This window comes from Methylorubrum populi, from assembly GCF_002355515.1.
GTDB lineage: Bacteria > Pseudomonadota > Alphaproteobacteria > Rhizobiales > Beijerinckiaceae > Methylobacterium > Methylobacterium populi_A.
In genome coordinates, this window is record NZ_AP014809.1 from 4,102,879 (window position 1) to 4,117,637 (window position 14,759).

Sequence of the window (14,759 nt, forward strand, 5' to 3'; positions counted from 1 at the left end):
CGCGACGCGATGTGGCACATCGGCCGCCTGCTCGAAGCGTGGTAGACTGCCCCGCATGACGAACATCATCCGCCCGGATTTCGGCGGCCGTCGCCGGGACGCCGAAGCGCCCGAATCGACAAGCGATGGCGACGCCTCGCAGCCGCTCCATCTGTACGGAACGGCGGCCGGCCACGTTGTGGCGCTGATGGAGGACACGCGCGGACCGGAAGGACGCGCTCTCAAGGTGGTGGTCGGCTCAGCCGCTCGGAATGTGGTCGAAGCCGTGGCCGTGATGCCACCGACCGACGAGGGGCGGGTCGATGCCGATGCGACCGCCATGGCCATCCTGCGCGCCCTGGAGATCGTAGAGCACGGCACCGGCCCGTCATCCGCCTAGGACGCCGTCAGGGCCGCCCCGGCCTTCGTTCCGACGCTCGCGGTGAACCTTGGCGCTCGCAGCAGGCGAAGGAGGCCTGTTTCCGGCGACGCGCGAACCACGCCGCGGCGAACCCGCGTGGAGCGGTATCGCGGCCGCCGGGCTATGCCGGGAGGACCACCACCTTCGTCTTGACCGGGGTGCGGGCGTAGAGGTGGATCATGTCCTGACTGAGCAGGCCGACGCAGCCACTCGTGATGCCGCTGCCGATCGATTCGGGGTCGCTGCTGGCGTAGATCGTGTAGAGCGTATAGGCGCCGTTCTGGTAGAGATGCAGAGTGCGGGCGCCGAGCGGATTGTCGAGGCCACCCGGCATCCCACGGGCGTATTTGGCGGCCTCGGGCTGCCGCCGGATCATCTCTTTGGGCGGCGTCCAAGTGGCCCACTCGGACTTCCGGCCGACATAAGCGTCACCGCTCCACAGGAACCCGTCGCGTCCGACATTGGCGCCGTAGCGGGTGGCGGAACCGTCGCCCTCGACGCGGTAGACATAGTAGTTGCGCGGATCGACGACGATGGTTCCGGGCGCCTCCCTCGTCTCGTACCGAACCGTCCGACGGTAATACTTCGGATCGACCTTGCTGATATCGACCGCCGGGATCGGAAACCGTTCGTCCGGCATCGGCCCATAGACCTTCGCCGCCTCGGCGAGCAGCGTCCCGTCGGACGTGACGCAGCCGCCGAGCCCGAGCGCACCCATGGCGGCCGCCGAGCCGAACAGAAACGAGCGGCGGTCGAGAACCCGGGCCCGGCACCCGTGCAGAGCGGTCTCGTCGGAGCCGCCGATCCCGGCGCGCCCACCATCCATCTTCATGAGTCTGGGCTTTCCCTATCCCGCAGCCGGATGGCGAGAGGCCCCGGCACGCACCCGCTCTTCGAACTGCTAAGCTGAGAGTGCGTCGACTCGGATCGCCTGGCAAGTGCGGCGCGCCGTCGAGTGCCGGCAAGGGGACGCCTTCGCACGCGCGACGACCACGCCTGCCCCCGGTGACATTACCATGCCTCAACCGGGTATCCGTGGCACCGGCCGCAGGCCATCGCATCGAGGCGCGTTCCAGGCCGAGACTTTGCGCGAGAAGGAGTGGTGGGCCCGGCAGGACTCGAACCTGCAACCAGACCGTTATGAGCGGTCGGCTCTAACCATTGAGCTACAGGCCCTAACCGTTTCCGGTCAGATACTTAGACTTGCCTCCGGGCCTCTGCAACAGATTGCTCTACAGAAATCCCCACAGAAACCCTCGATCTGAGTAGCCGGGGAGGGGGTTTCCGGCAAGTGTGGCAGGCCACCGCCCTGGCTCACGGCGAGCCCTCGGGATAGGCTTGCGCCATGGCTGATCCCTCCCCCAGCGTCGGCGAACTCTTCAAGGCCAAGGCCGTCACCGACGAGCAGGTGAGTGCCCTGGTCGATGCGGTGCTCGCTGGGAAGCTCGACGAGCGGGCCGAACTCGCCGAGGGCTACGCGCTCGACGTCGCTGCGGCCGTGAAGGCGAGCCTGTTCGCAACCTCTGTCCTGGCCGACGAGACAAGCAAGCCCGGCGCGCGGCGAAACGCGGTTCGGACGGCGGTGCTGCTGGCGCGCGCGGAGAAGGCGTGAGAGCGACCAGCCGGTAAGCCTGAGGCAACCCGGCCCCTCTATGCCGTCGGCCCCGTCATCAGCCGGCAGCCGCAATGCTCCTTCCCGAAGTCGCGTCCGATCCGCTCCCGCCCGAAGCCGCCGAGTGGCGCAATGCCTTCAGCAAACTCCGCCCTACCAGCCCGCCCTGCCGCTACCTCAACCCTACGGCCTGGACGAACATCCACGAGGCCTGCACCGATTTCATCGAGCGATTCGGCGCCGATGCCGTGCGCCTGGGCTGGACGGCACCGCAGCTCTTCGGGGTCCACCCGGAGCACGGCACGTTGCGGGTCGACTGGTGCGGGGTGATGATGATCGGCGGGCGCAAGGCGATCGGCATCACCTCGGACCGAATCCCGTTCGGCAATCTGACCGGCTACCGGAACGTGCCCGGGGCGCCGGTCGGCATCCCGATCTGGGAGTTCGCGCTCAGAAAGTGATCAAGGACGTCAGGCGTGCGCCGTCGGCAGTTCATCGACCTGTGTCGTGTAGCGCGGCGTCCGCATCTCGAACTTCGTCGTCCAGGCTCGACGCTGCTGCGCCAGCCCGGCCCGCGCCGGCACCACGCTGCCGCGGCCGAAGCGGGCGTTGCAGGCGTCCATCGCGTCCATGAGCCGGCCGGCCCTGTCGCGGTCGAGCCGGCCGATCAGCGCCCGCTGCGAGGCGGCCAGCGGCACGAGGTCGACCGTCACCACGCACGCCCGCCTTCGAGTAGCGCCAGGGCGGGCTTCCTTGCTCGCGCCAGGTGCGGGCTACGCCGTGCAGCGCCGCCGGGATCAGCGCCAACGTGTCGTTGGTCGCCTCCGGCAGCGTCACCACCGTAGAGACCGAGCGCATCGGCTCGCCGCGGTCATGCTCGCTCGTGTGGTAGAAGACGGTGATGTGGTCGGTGCCGAGGCCTTCGCGCAGCAGCTTCTCGCCGAGCCGCGTCGCGTGCGCGGCTACCGCCTGCTCCAGTTCGGCCCGCTCCGTCACTCGGCCGGAGAACGAGCGCGTCACCGCGCAGCCCTTGCGCCGCGCCGGCACCAGTTCGAGCCCGAGGCAGGACACGCCGCGCAGCTCGTGGATCATGCGCTCGCCGACCACCGTCAGCGCTTTTCGTACTGGCCGCGGATCGATGTCGCGCAGGTCTGCCACAGTGTCGATGCCCATCACCTTCAGTTTTGGCAGCGAGGCACGACCGACGCCCCACAGCTCGCCGACGTGGATCCGGCAGAGCCAGTGCTCGTAAGCCGTCGGGTCGGCACTGAAGCGAAAGGTACGGATACACGGTGAGCTTGGGGACGAAGCAGGTTATGGCGGCCATTGCCGTCGTCCTGATCGTCGCGCTGGTGCAGGTCCTGTATCCAACCGCTAGGTGTGACGCGGGATACGCGATGTCGAAAACGATCGTAGGTCCTGCCTGTCTGCCTATCGGGAACTGAGTCGCTCACCTCTCAGGGTGAAATGAGCCTGACACCCGTATGGTCCGTCCTCAACTTGCTCCATGCCTCACCACCGGTTCCCGCCGCCAGCATGCTGGGCAGCTGCTGCATCGCGAACTCGATGAAGCGACGCGTCTTGGCCGGCAGCAGGCGTGAGGTCGTGACGATGTAGACCGGCGTCGGCGGCAGGTCCCACTCCGGCAGCACCTGCTCCAGTCGGCCATTGGCCACATCACGCTCGACGCTGAGGCGGTGCGTGCTGATGATGCCCTGGCCTGCCAGCGCGAACTTGCGAGCAAGGTTCGGTGAGTTGCAGGAGAGCGCCCCGCCCACGGCGACGGAGACGACCTCGCCGTTGCGATCGAGAGACCACGTCGTGCCGGCGCCCGGGCTGGAGACGATGGCGCTGTGATCCGTCAGCTCGTGAGGCTTTGCGGGCCATCCCCGTTCGTCGAGGTAGGCCGGCGCGGCAAACAGGCCGTTTCCGATTTCGGCGACCTTGCGCATGATCAGCGAGGTTTCGCGCGGCTCCTCGATGGTCACCGCCAGATCGTAGTTGTCGCCCAGGAGATCGATGGCGCTGGGCTTCAGATCGACATGCACGCGGATGTGCTCGTACGCAGCGGAGAATTCCGTGATGAACCGCGAGAGGTGATGCAGCACCCAGAAGTCTGGCGGCGCGGCGATCTTGAGCAAGCCGCTCGGCCCCTTCGCCTCGGCCACGAGATCGTCGAGGGCCTGCTGCGCCTCGTCGACGAGGCGGCCTGCCTGAGCGAGATAGGCTTCACCGTAAGGCGTCAGGACAAGGCGCCGGGTGGTGCGGTCGAGCAGGCGCAGGCCCACCATCTGTTCGAAGTGAGAAATCCGCCGCGACAGCGACGAGATCGGCATGCCCAGAGTGACCGCGGCTTTGCTGAAGCTTTTCTGTTTGGCCACCTCGACGAAGAGGGCCATGTCACGCAGCATCTGTGCATTTGGCATATGTCTGTCGCGCGCTCCTGACCGTCATCTTGAGAACTTTTTTGACCGCTAGGTCTCTGGAACCCCTCTTCGCGCCGTGAGGGGATCTTCCGACAGCCGGGGCAAGCCTCCCTGTTGCACCCATCAGAGCCGCCACCGGGGCTCCAGATCCTTGCAGGTAGCGGAAAACTGCTTACTCAAGCAGGTCAAAAACAACACAGAATTGTAGCACTAGCTGCCTATCGATGAAAAAGTGTTTTTCACTTTTGCTAGGCAGAATTTGCTATGATGCAGTGGTTTCCGGACAACAATTTTCTACGCACCGTGTATATCATGCATTCAAGTGTAGGGCGGCGTTCCTGCCCGGCGCGATGTAGGATAAGCCCTGTTGGATAATGCATTCAAAAGGCGGTGAGCCCGGCGCTTTGCCGAACCTGCCATCTCGACAAACAGCCGAGTTCGCGCGATTTACCTCTCGCAGATCGATTGCGCACAATCATAAATCGCACTCTGTATAATGTTCTATCGTGGTGCGAGGCATCGGTGAGCCAGATGTATATGTCCGGGCTTGAACTTCTCTTCGTCGCCGCCGATGCGACATGGCGGTGCGAGGCCGCTAAGGTGCTCAACTGCAAGCCCAACGACCTCGGGCTCATCCTGCTGCCGGAGGCGCGCGGCGAGCCAGATACGCTGCTGCGCACCGCTTTCGAGGTGCGCGAGCATGCCTATGCCATGTGGTGTCAGGCGTCCGAGGGCCGGTCGGTCAATGATGCGTGTCCGCTGACCCCTTCTCCGAACGATCGCGCCTGAGTGCCTGGGCGAGCGCATAGAGAGCGTTGTCGATAGCTGCTGCGACTTCGTCCCCGTACTCTACAGTCACCGCTCGTGCCGCGATGAGGTAGTCGGCGGCGATGTCAAGCTTGTTGCGTGGAGCAAACTCACCCTGTGCCCGACCAGGTCTGAACGTGCCGATCTCGGCCTTGGCGGTGAGATCCTGCGCCTCATCATCCTTGTACCGGCTGATGAGACCAAGGAAGCCGACGAACTCGTGAGTTAGCGGCGTGAACGAGGGCGAGGCGGCATCAAGGATCCAGATGTAGCTGCCGTCGCCGCGTCTCAGGCGATAGCGCAGCATGAACTCGACCTGACGAGCGCAGGCTTGAGCGAAGCCATCAACAATCGCCACTCTGTCGTCCGGATGTATCGCTTCGGTCCAGCCTGCTCCGAGCGCCTCGTCAAGTTTTTGGCCTGTCAGATCGTACCACTCTGGAGAGAGATAGGTGCAATTTCCTTTGTGATCAGTGACCCAGATCATGAAACGGTCTTCCGGATGCGGTTACGATAATCTGGCAGAACAGCCCTATCCTGCATGACATTTTTCCATTTGTCGCCTACGCAGAAGCGTAGCCATTGGCCTTGATGCCCTGTCATGCCGATCCGGCGCGAACACCGCTTCTTCTACCCGATCGACTGGCCGCAGCTCTCGGCGGTGATCCGCTTTGGCCGCGCCAAAGGGCCGGCGCGAGGGCTGCGGGCGGCCGCACGGGCGGACGGTGATCCACCTCGGTGACGGCCGCTGGTGGGACGAGGAAGCCGCCTCCTGGCGCAACGGGGCGGGGCAGATCGTCTGCCTCGCGGTCGATGTCGACGATGTGCTCGGGGCAGCGCGGACGACGCGGGTGGTGCTCGCCACCGCCCACCGGAACCACGACACGGCCGACAATGCCCCGACCAATCTCGCGGCCTTCTGCCAGCGCTGCCACATGGTGCACGACCGGCCCGAGCACCGCCGCCGACGCTGGCTGACGCTGTTCCGGCGGCGAGCGCTGGGCGACCTGTTCCGCGGCCCCTACTCCTGATCTGGACCAACAACGATGGACAGCGCCCTGGTCGAGAGCATCAAGCTGGTCGGTGGCATCGCAGGCTTGGCAACGGCCGGCTTCACGCTATGGGACCGCGCGTTCCGCGCCCGGTCCTGGGTGGAGCCGCACATTGCGATCAGCCCGATTGCTCGGCCGGTGGGCGTGCCGATGGTTGATGGCCCGATTTGCTTACGGATCCACAACCCCGGCTCTCGGACCATAGGGATCGGCGCAGTCCAGTTTCGCGGTGTTCGCGAAGGGAGCATGGCTCTATCCGACGACGTAGGACGCAACGCGCATCCTCGGCGCCTGCTACCGATCGGCCCCGGGGAAATGCGGGTCTTCGAAATGACCTGGGTTGATCAAGAGCCCGGCGAAGCCCCCGAGCGTCCGATCTGGATCACCGTCTCATGGCGGCCGCTGACGGCGCTTCTCCCAAGTCCCCCTTTGAGGCTGAGAACGTCGATCGGCACGCTGACGCGGCTGCAAGAGGCTGAGATCGATCGCGTCCAACGCCAGCGCTGAGCCCCGCATTGGCGTCTCGGATTGAAGAGGACGCGCCGGCCACTCACGAACGGGGTGAACGCGGCAGCCGGCGCGCTCGCGGTCGGGAGCCTTGAGGCTCAACCGCCGCGATCTGGGATAGCCTCCATCAACGCCAGAAGGATCTTATCGGCTGCGTCACGTCTGGCGCCACGATCAGATTGAGATCGAGACAAGCGAAATGCACGTCATCGATGCACATTATGAAATCGGCCCATTTGATTCATGATGCCCGCGCCAGCACATTCCTCTTCACGAAGCGACGGCGACCCGCCGCAAGAACGACGAAGAGGCTGAACACGATGTCCAAGCAGATCATCTCGCGCGCTGTCACCGGCCTGACGCTGGCCCTTCTCACCACCTCCGCCCTCGCAGGCGAGCCGGGCAGCATCGATAACACCAAGACAGTCGGCGCCCTCACCCTGGAGACTCAGGGCCTCGCCACCAACATCGGCTCGGTGCACCGCCAGGGCGGCTATGCCCTTCCCGGCGCCGTCCAGTGGAAGGTCCCGGCCACCGATGACCGGGTGAAGCAGGCCGCTGCCTTCTAAGGTGGTCGGAAAAACGAACGGCCACGGGTGCTGGAACGAGGGTGCGCGTACATCCGGCGTCACCCCAATCCCGGCATCGTGGCCGCGTCCGATCAAGCGATAGGATCGCGATCGGCATACTCCTGAGATGGGGGCGGTATGGTTAACAATCAATGAGCAGCCCCGCCGCCCGATCTGCTCACGGGCTGGCGGGGCATGACGTGTAGTGTCAACACGACGAAGAGCCAATACGCAACGCGGCTCCGGCTCAGGATGACTGAAGTGCCTTAGCTGAGTGTGAACCTGGCTCTGGCCGGCATGTCTCGGTTTTGTGGCGCCGACAGTCTGCCGCCACGAAAGCCATCTCGGACCACATCAACGACCCACCGCCCGAAACCGTAACCGAGCACCCGTCCCCGGCAAGGTCAACGTTACCTTCGTGCTGAAGCAGAAGCGGCTCATCTCCAGCGATTGGCAGGTCTCACCGTCCAGCAACGGTGCGATGAAGCGGGCCGAGGCGATGGCTGCGCGGATGCTGGGCACGGCCGCCATCCAGATCGTGGCCGACGACGAGACGGGCGAACTGGAGAGCGCGACGATCCTCGGCCAGTACGGCGAGGTGCCGGACGACTTCGCCGAGAGCCTGCAGGCGGCGTGACCATGCGGACCATCGTCGAGATCAACAACGACAGGGCGACGGCCGTCAGGGACGGCGGGCAGGAGGCGGCCGCCCTGCTCGCCCGCGCCTTGATGTCAGGCAGTGATGCGGCCTGGGACAAGCTGCGGCCCTACGGGATCAAGCGCATCGTGGAGCGGCATCCGACCGAGTCGGCGAAGGTGGTGGTTGGCGAGCGCACGATCGCAGTACGGTAGCAGCATGAATAGCAACGACACCGACCGATCCGCCGCCAAGCTGCGCGGCCTCCTCGGCTTTGCCCGCGGGCTCGGCCTGGACGAGGCTGATCCACGAGACTGACCATTGATCTCTAACCCGGGCAACGAACCGGCCCGTTCCTCTTGGGGTTTCTAAACCACTCCAGGGAGAACGCTGTGCCTCGTTACTTTTTCGACATCGATGATGGCGTGCAAGATCTGCGCGACAATGAGGGCGTCATTCTCGATGATCGGGAGCATGCCCGGAAGGAGGCGATCGCGACGCTCGCCCAGCTTGCCAACGATAAGCTGCCGGACGGCAACAACCATACCTTCAGGGCGAACGTACGCGATGAGACCGGCAAGCGGATCTATGAAGCCGCGCTGACGCTTACGAGCGGATGGGTTCCTTGACTATCGAGATCGCGGACACAGAACACTGGTTATGTCCGCCTCCGCCGAAGCTCTCGAAGCTCTGATCCGCAAGCTGGTGAGTACGTCGGTCCTCACGGAGGAGGAGCGGCAAGCGATCCGGCGGCTGCCGGCCACTATCCGGCACATCAATCCCAGCCAGGATCTCGTAGAGGACGGCGAGCGACCGGCACACTGCGGCCTTCTCGTGGAGGGCTGGTCATACCGCTACAAGCTGCTGGCCGAAGGACGCCGGCAGATCCTGTCCTTTCACGTCGCGGGTGACACACCGGATCTACAAAGCCTCCATCTGGGCACGCTCGACCATGGCGTGGGAGCCCTGACGCCTTGCACCTTCGCTCTCGTTCCGCACGAGAACCTGCGGCGGCTGACGGCGGCTTTCCCCAACGTGGCCGCTCTGCTTTGGCGGGAGACGCTGGTCGATGCCGGGATCTTCCGGACTTGGATCACGTCGATGGGGCGCCGCTTGGCTTATGGCCGGATCGCGCACCTGTTCTGCGAGTTGTATCTGCGGCAGGAAGCGGTCGGCCTCGCCGCCGATCTTCAATGCCCGATGCCTTTGCGGGGAACTGATCTCGCTGACGCAACGGGTCTCACGACGGTGCATATCAGTCGGGTGCTGAAAGCGCTGCGCGACGACAAGCTCATCACCTTCGAGCGTCGCCAGTTGGTCATCCATGACTGGCCGCGTCTCTACGATGCAGCCGAGTTCGACCCAACCTATCTGCACCTCAAGAGCTTCGAGCGCTGAAACGAAAAACGCCACGGGAGCCGGAACGAAGATGCGCAACCATCCGGCGCCAGCGATGACGGCCGAATGGCCGAGGTGCGGAAGCGGATGCTCGCGGCGGCGCGTGAGGGCTGAAACGAAAAGCCCCGCGCGGCGGGTGCCGGCGGGGCAAGTTCACGCTCATCAAACGGCTAGTCCCTGAGGAACGCCGTTTCGGCGGGCCGGTTCTGGCTTGGTCGGAAATCGTACGGTTCGTGGGTAGAATGACCACTCTCAGAGCAAGGCCGGGCTGCAAAGGGCCGCCTCAGGCCAACCTGTAGGGTCCCGCATCTCTGGTGAGGATGCAGGTGCGAAACTGAGCCGCGAAGGGCCTGGTTAGCAGGCCATGAGCCTGCTTCCGTCCTCCCTTTCCCTGGTCGTGCTCGTTGTCGAGGACGAACCGCTTCTGCGAATGCTCGCCACGGACATCCTGGAGGATGAGGGATTGACAGTGCTGGCGGCAGCCACAGCCGAAGAGGCCCTGTCGATCCTAGAAAGCCGCGGCGACATCACAGTGCTCTTCACCGACATCAACATGCCTGGGAAGATGGATGGGCTGACTTTAGCATCTCACGTCGCACAGCGCTGGCCGCACATCCGCCTTGTCGTGACCTCGGGGCGGCAGGGCTTCACCAACGATCAACTGCCCGACGACGGGCAATTCGTTCAGAAGCCCTATCGACCAAGGCAACTGGTTTGCGCGATCGCGCACGCAGCTTGAGAAGAGGGCAGGGATCACTCCAAGACGCCGTTGCCGTCTCCTGCCTCCTCTGCCCATTCGATAGCAACGGAGACGGTTGCGGACATGACCCGCTGGCCGGTCTCATCGCGGACATCGGCGCGGATGCGGGACGCGGAGCGGGCAAGGGCTGCCTCTGCAGCCATCCCCACCAACGAGCGCTGAACGAGTGCACGCACAGCGGCCTCATTCGGCAGATCGTAGCCATCCTCATCAACGACAGAGATATGGTCGTGCGTGTCTATGTAGAAGCGAGGCATGCTGGCCCTCCTGCAAGCCTAATTCGACGTCCTTCGATCACGATACGACTAAGCAATCATCCTAAGAAGCACATTTGTTCAACAGAACAGCGCATGAACATCGTAGTATTATGTTAAAACTCGGCAACTTGATCTGCGTATCTGCTCAGAATCGAAGAGACTTATCGATTGCACGCAAACTAAAAGCTCATCGCCTCAGGACCGGGCGGGACTGGAGGTGTGGTCCGTCGGTGAAGCCGGACAGGGCCGAGGCTATGACGATCCACCTCACGCCGTTCACTCGGCGCCACCCCTGCGTGTCCCATCTCTCTGGAGGAGCAGCAACACATGATACGGAGGCGACAGCTTGATTGCCGAGCTACGCTTGCTCTGACAGTGCCTAACCTATGGAGTGTCAGCTTGTTAATTTAATCTACTTGTGCTGAGGTAAAAATTCAATTCGACCATTCCTACTTTTGGTTGACTAAGCCCGCGCCGCTCGACTTCTCGGATCAATTTGGTGGATGCCATGAGACTGTCGCCGGGCTTGTATAAAGACATGATGCGCTGCGATTGTCCCGCTTGCGGGGCAATTCATGAGAAGAGCGGCAAATGGTTTGCAACAGTGCCTAAGTATCGATGTCTCAGTTGCGGCGAAACTATTCTTCTTAGCTATAACAAAAAACTTCAGATTTTTGACTTTCATCAAGAGGCGAAGGCGCGAGACGTGCCCTAGGCTTTTGATGTAGAGCGTGATCAACGGTCTACGCACGGCGCCCGCACCACCTCCTCTGGCGTCTCCCGGGCGAACGTCACGATCGGCCCAATGGTGATCTCGGACCGTGCATGCGGGCGCTCACCCGGCGCGCTGATCACCGGGCTGATGCGTGTGCTCGGCCCGATGAACAGGTAGGCGCGGGCGTCCTTGGCTGGCTTCCCGCTGGCGAGCAGGCCGGCCAGGGTGACCGCGATGAAGCAGGGCGCCGGCATCAGCGCCCTCGCCGCGGTGGAGGGCCGTGGTCGTGGTCGTGCGTGTCCAGCACCTCGGTGAGCCGCTGGAGCACCTGCGCGAACTGGCTGGCGTGCTGCGCCTCCTCCGAGGCCGTGTCCGCCCGGATCGCCACGGTCAGATCCTTGATCGCTGAAGTGAGATCGGCCACCGCCATGCTGTCGAACAGCACCGTGCCGCCCACCTGCGCCACGTCACGCGCCACCTCCGGCTTCAGCGCCTCCGCCTTCTGCGTCTCGATGCGGTAATCGAAGAAGGTCTTCAGGAAGCTCGTGAGCGGAACGAGGAGCGCGGCGGCCGCGGCGCTGACCGCGATGATGATGGCGGGCCAGGAATCAAGCTGCGGAAGAGGATCGGGAACTGCCGCCACCGTTCTGCCTCCTGCGCGCCCTAAACCCGAACGTGTCTTCCGCCGCCATGTCGCTGGCCGCGCGCCCGGAGGCGTGCAGCTCGGCGAGGGCGAGGATCGTGTAGACGGCGACGCCGGTGCTGATCGGCGGGGCCGTGAGCAGGAAGCCAAGGGCGATCGCGAGCCAGAACGCGAAGCCGCCCAGGCAGCCGAGCGTGCGGATGAGCGAGGTCTCGCGCCCGCGCCGGCCGTTCACCCACAGCGCCAGGAGGCGCACGGAACCGAAGAACAGGCACAGGGCCCCGGCCTTCCACTCGCTGATGACGGTGGCGATGACGCGGAAGCTCTCGTTGCTGAAGGTCTCGGTTGGCGCGATCAGCACCAGTCCGACGCCGACGGCGATTAGCGAGAGCCAGATCTCCGCCCAGCGGGTTTGGCCGTACCGCACGGCCCGGCGGATCCGGTCGTTGATGTCCGGATCCGGGTCATAGACCAACATGCGACTGCCGCGCCTCGGATTGCGGGCCGTGTAGGGGCTGTGCGGCATCAGAAGAACGCGGTCCGCACTTTGATCCAGGCATCGAGCACGTATCCCGCCGCCTTCACGACAAGGAACAGCCCGAGGCCAATGAACACGAGCGTCTTGTGCTCGACGAGGAAGCCGACGATCAACGTCACGTAGCCGAGGCCGGTCTGCACCTTGTCGGCGGTGTCGTTGATCCGCACGAAGGTGCCCTGCACGTTGTCGAGCAGGCCGGCCCCGTCCGCGCCGCCCAGGCCGAGGAGCCCGGCCCCGAAGGTGCCGAGCCACTTCGCCGGCCCGAACAGCTCGGGCGCGTGCTGCGCGGCTTTGCCGAGCGAGACCTTCGCGCGCTCCGCGGCCACCGGTCGGTGCGGCATGGCCGGCAGCGCCGCCATGAAGGCGCCGTCGATCCCGCCGTCGCCGAGGCCATTGTCCTTGCGCGCCTGGGCGACGGCCTCCTGCGTCAACGGCCCGTCCAGTCCGTCGAGGAAGCCCTTCGTGTAGTAAGCGCGGTCGCGGAGCGCCTTCTGCACGTCCGAAAGCTGCGGACTGCCGGACGACTTCAGACCGGGCCGGGAAGCGGGCACCGCCGCCGCAGACGGCTTCTTACCGAGCCAGCGCAGCCACTTCGACAGGCGCGACTCGTCCGGGATGACGAGATCCTGCACCTGCGGCAGGGTTGGCGCGGGAATGGTCACCACCGGCGCATCAGCTACGGCCACGGCCGGCATCGCCCGCATCTGGTTCAGCACTGCCTCGACCTCACCTGCGGTCGCCAGCACCTTGTTGAGGCCGTCGCCGAGGTAGTAGGTCTGCCCGCGCTGGACCTGCCGGTGCGCGCCCTTCGTCGCTGCCAGGACCGGGAACGACGCCCATTCCTGCGCGAGCGCGAGGCCGAAGCCGGCGACGGAGAGTTGCCCGGCCATGAACTTGGCGTAGCCGCGCCGCAGTAGCAGGGCATAGCCGAGCCGATCCTGCAGGGCAGGCGTCATCACCTCGCGGCCGGTCAGCCGCTCGGTCTGCTTCAAGCTCGCCAGGGTGTTGCGCATGAACTGGTAGCGGCCGGCGGCGCTCGAGCCGAAGGTGTCGGTGCGCCACTTGCCCTGCGCGATCACCTCATCGACCGTCATGGTGGTGAGAGGCTTCGGCATGCGATCCATGCGGTTGCCGAACACGGTGTCGTAGCCGCGGGGAGCCTCCTTTGAGCCGATGAAGTCGAGGAGCCGCTTGGCGGGTGCGGGGACGGTCATCGCGGGTCACTCCGGCTTGGCGAGCTTGTCGGAATCGGCGGTGTCGGCCGCGGGACGGGCGTCGTCGCCCTCAGCGGCAGTGCCGAACAGCTTCGTTCCCGGCGGATCGGCCGGGGCCTCGGATGCCTCGGCGGGCCCGGTGCGCTGCAGGATCGCCACGACCTCGTCGGCGGTGCCCTCCGGCGAGACAGAGGCGATGGCGGCAAGGCGCAGAAGATCGGCCGCGGAAATGCGGGTGTCGGACATCAGTGCTTCTCCGGTTGAGGAAGCTGTCGGGCTCGGGCCGGGTGGCGCGGCGAGCGGGTCGGGATCAGGCGAGTTCGAGGTTGGCCGTCTGCACCGGGAACTGGATCGTCATGCCGGAGGCGTTCACGCCCATCAGCGTCGTGAGCGGCGAGAACTCGGGATCGCACAACATCACCGTGCCGACGTCGCCGGCCATGAACTCGGGCGGGATGCCGTCGCGGCGGGTGATGCGCACCCGGTCGCCGACCTTGAACGGCGCCGCCCCGGTGCGCCGCAGGAACTCGGCTTGCACGTAGTTGGCGATGTCGGCCGCCGTCTCCAGCGTCGTCGTCTCCGTCGTCGTGACGGCCTTGGTGAAGGTCAGCATGTGCGGGGTCTCCTCAGAGGGCAGCAGCGCGGCTCCACAGCGCATCGAGCGCCGCGGGGTCGTAGGGATCTCCGGTGGCCGGATTCGTCAGCAGCGCACCAAGCTGTTCGGTGAGCGGGAGGTGGCGCTCGTAGGAGGTGGCGGCTGCCAGCATCATGCGCGCGCCGAAACGCTGACCGTCCGTGTCGGGGATCTGGTCGAGTGCATCCTCCATCGCCTGCGGAAGCTCGCCCCGAGCCGCCCAGGCCAGGGCCTCGGCTTCGGTGATGGTGCCGGCGAGCGCGAGCGCCTGTGCGAACTGCCGGTCCGAGATTACAGACGGGACGGGCGGGGGACCGACCGGTGGCTCATAGGCAATGACCCCCTTTCCGTTCCAGCGTCGCCGGCCAGAGTTGTTGATGAACTCGCCCCACTGCTCGTCGGTGATTGCGACCACACCATCTGGGATCGCTGGGTTTCGCCTCTCTCCGACGACGGGGGCAACCGGCTGAGGATTGTCCTCGCTTGGCTCGGGAGCCGGCCCATAGATGGGCAGCATCAGCGGGCCATGAATATCCGCAGCAAAGAACCCGACCGGAAACCCATCGGAGTCAAACAAACCGTACTTCATT

22 protein-coding genes, 1 tRNA gene and 2 pseudogenes are annotated in these 14,759 nt (G+C 65.0%); 12 read left to right on the plus strand and 13 right to left on the minus strand.

All coding sequences use genetic code 11. The features are described from left to right. Positions 1-55 precede the first annotated feature (55 nt). Entirely contained in the window at positions 56-379 is a 324-nt protein-coding gene (locus MPPM_RS18940; protein ID WP_096486389.1) for a hypothetical protein, read from the plus strand. Positions 380-521: 142 nt separating this feature from the next. On the opposite strand, the gene MPPM_RS18945 is transcribed toward MPPM_RS18940, so the two are convergent. Then, on the minus strand, positions 522-1,232 hold the full coding sequence (locus MPPM_RS18945) for a L,D-transpeptidase family protein (protein ID WP_096486390.1): 711 nt from the start codon (positions 1,230-1,232) through the stop codon (positions 522-524). Between the two features lie 268 nt (positions 1,233-1,500). Next, a tRNA-Ile gene (locus MPPM_RS18950) sits at positions 1,501-1,576 on the minus strand. 169 nt (positions 1,577-1,745) lie between these two features. Between MPPM_RS18950 and MPPM_RS18955 the strand changes: the two genes are divergently transcribed. After that, positions 1,746-2,012 carry a hypothetical protein gene (locus MPPM_RS18955; RefSeq protein WP_096486391.1) on the plus strand — a complete coding sequence of 89 codons (267 nt, stop codon included), beginning with the start codon at positions 1,746-1,748 and terminating at the stop codon, positions 2,010-2,012. A 74-nt stretch (positions 2,013-2,086) separates the two neighbouring features. Further along, complete coding sequence (locus tag MPPM_RS18960) at positions 2,087-2,473, plus strand: hypothetical protein (protein WP_096486392.1); 387 nt, start codon at positions 2,087-2,089, stop codon at positions 2,471-2,473. A gap of 9 nt (positions 2,474-2,482) precedes the next feature. Here the strand turns inward: MPPM_RS18960 and MPPM_RS28975 are convergent. Further along, a pseudogene (locus MPPM_RS28975) lies at positions 2,483-3,275 on the minus strand (DUF4113 domain-containing protein); the annotation flags it as partial. A 194-nt stretch (positions 3,276-3,469) separates the two neighbouring features. Beyond that, entirely contained in the window at positions 3,470-4,411 is a 942-nt protein-coding gene (locus MPPM_RS18970) for a LysR family transcriptional regulator (RefSeq protein WP_244573348.1), read from the minus strand. 558 nt (positions 4,412-4,969) lie between these two features. On the opposite strand from MPPM_RS18970, the gene MPPM_RS18975 reads away from it, so the two are divergent. Further along, positions 4,970-5,227, plus strand: coding sequence for a hypothetical protein (locus tag MPPM_RS18975; protein WP_096486394.1), 258 nt, complete (start codon positions 4,970-4,972; stop codon positions 5,225-5,227). Here the strand turns inward: MPPM_RS18975 and MPPM_RS18980 are convergent. Next, positions 5,181-5,732, minus strand: a complete 552-nt coding sequence (locus tag MPPM_RS18980; RefSeq protein WP_096486395.1) for a PAS domain-containing protein — start codon at positions 5,730-5,732, stop codon at positions 5,181-5,183. The genes MPPM_RS18975 and MPPM_RS18980 overlap by 47 nt on opposite strands. A gap of 114 nt (positions 5,733-5,846) precedes the next feature. Here MPPM_RS18980 and MPPM_RS18985 point away from each other — a divergent pair. The 8 genes and pseudogenes from MPPM_RS18985 to MPPM_RS19020 all read left to right on the plus strand — a co-directional run bounded on the left by MPPM_RS18985 (position 5,847) and on the right by MPPM_RS19020 (position 10,147). Beyond that, positions 5,847-6,276: pseudogene (locus tag MPPM_RS18985) on the plus strand (hypothetical protein). A gap of 15 nt (positions 6,277-6,291) precedes the next feature. Further along, complete coding sequence (locus tag MPPM_RS18990) at positions 6,292-6,804, plus strand: hypothetical protein (protein ID WP_096486396.1); 513 nt, start codon at positions 6,292-6,294, stop codon at positions 6,802-6,804. A 320-nt stretch (positions 6,805-7,124) separates the two neighbouring features. Continuing rightward, positions 7,125-7,373: a hypothetical protein gene (locus tag MPPM_RS18995; protein ID WP_096486397.1), complete on the plus strand. Its 249-nt coding sequence runs from the start codon at positions 7,125-7,127 to the stop codon at positions 7,371-7,373. Positions 7,374-7,791: 418 nt separating this feature from the next. After that, the gene (locus MPPM_RS19000) at positions 7,792-8,010 is read left to right on the plus strand and encodes a hypothetical protein (protein ID WP_096486398.1); all 219 of its coding nucleotides are present in this window, start codon (positions 7,792-7,794) and stop codon (positions 8,008-8,010) included. Between the two features lie 2 nt (positions 8,011-8,012). Further along, positions 8,013-8,225, plus strand: a complete 213-nt coding sequence (locus MPPM_RS19005) for a hypothetical protein (protein ID WP_096486399.1) — start codon at positions 8,013-8,015, stop codon at positions 8,223-8,225. Positions 8,226-8,402: 177 nt separating this feature from the next. Then, complete coding sequence (locus MPPM_RS19010) at positions 8,403-8,639, plus strand: DUF6894 family protein (RefSeq protein ID WP_096486400.1); 237 nt, start codon at positions 8,403-8,405, stop codon at positions 8,637-8,639. 31 nt (positions 8,640-8,670) lie between these two features. Further along, positions 8,671-9,408 carry a Crp/Fnr family transcriptional regulator gene (locus MPPM_RS19015; protein ID WP_096486401.1) on the plus strand — a complete coding sequence of 246 codons (738 nt, stop codon included), beginning with the start codon at positions 8,671-8,673 and terminating at the stop codon, positions 9,406-9,408. Between the two features lie 364 nt (positions 9,409-9,772). Continuing rightward, positions 9,773-10,147, plus strand: coding sequence for a response regulator (locus MPPM_RS19020; protein ID WP_096486402.1), 375 nt, complete (start codon positions 9,773-9,775; stop codon positions 10,145-10,147). Positions 10,148-10,161: 14 nt separating this feature from the next. Here the strand turns inward: MPPM_RS19020 and MPPM_RS19025 are convergent, their stop codons facing one another. The 8 genes from MPPM_RS19025 to MPPM_RS19060 all read right to left on the minus strand — a co-directional run bounded on the left by MPPM_RS19025 (position 10,162) and on the right by MPPM_RS19060 (position 14,758). Then, positions 10,162-10,425, minus strand: a complete 264-nt coding sequence (locus MPPM_RS19025) for a DUF6894 family protein (protein WP_096486403.1) — start codon at positions 10,423-10,425, stop codon at positions 10,162-10,164. A gap of 735 nt (positions 10,426-11,160) precedes the next feature. Beyond that, complete coding sequence (locus tag MPPM_RS19030; protein ID WP_173807858.1) at positions 11,161-11,394, minus strand: hypothetical protein; 234 nt, start codon at positions 11,392-11,394, stop codon at positions 11,161-11,163. Continuing rightward, the gene (locus tag MPPM_RS19035) at positions 11,394-11,783 is read right to left on the minus strand and encodes a hypothetical protein (protein WP_096486404.1); all 390 of its coding nucleotides are present in this window, start codon (positions 11,781-11,783) and stop codon (positions 11,394-11,396) included. The genes MPPM_RS19030 and MPPM_RS19035 overlap by 1 nt, the downstream gene beginning before the upstream one ends. Beyond that, the gene (locus MPPM_RS28575) at positions 11,749-12,261 is read right to left on the minus strand and encodes a hypothetical protein (RefSeq protein ID WP_244573349.1); all 513 of its coding nucleotides are present in this window, start codon (positions 12,259-12,261) and stop codon (positions 11,749-11,751) included. The genes MPPM_RS19035 and MPPM_RS28575 overlap by 35 nt, the downstream gene beginning before the upstream one ends. Positions 12,262-12,308: 47 nt before the next feature. After that, positions 12,309-13,535 carry a hypothetical protein gene (locus MPPM_RS19045; RefSeq protein WP_096486405.1) on the minus strand — a complete coding sequence of 409 codons (1,227 nt, stop codon included), beginning with the start codon at positions 13,533-13,535 and terminating at the stop codon, positions 12,309-12,311. Positions 13,536-13,541: 6 nt separating this feature from the next. Next, positions 13,542-13,781: a hypothetical protein gene (locus MPPM_RS19050; RefSeq protein WP_096486406.1), complete on the minus strand. Its 240-nt coding sequence runs from the start codon at positions 13,779-13,781 to the stop codon at positions 13,542-13,544. 64 nt (positions 13,782-13,845) lie between these two features. Continuing rightward, a complete protein-coding gene (locus MPPM_RS19055) occupies positions 13,846-14,148 on the minus strand; it encodes a hypothetical protein (RefSeq protein WP_096486407.1) in 303 nt (100 codons plus the stop codon). 13 nt (positions 14,149-14,161) lie between these two features. Then, positions 14,162-14,758 (minus strand): hypothetical protein, encoded by a 597-nt coding sequence (locus MPPM_RS19060; RefSeq protein WP_096486408.1) that lies wholly within the window; start codon positions 14,756-14,758, stop codon positions 14,162-14,164. Between the last annotated feature and the right edge of the window lies 1 nt (position 14,759).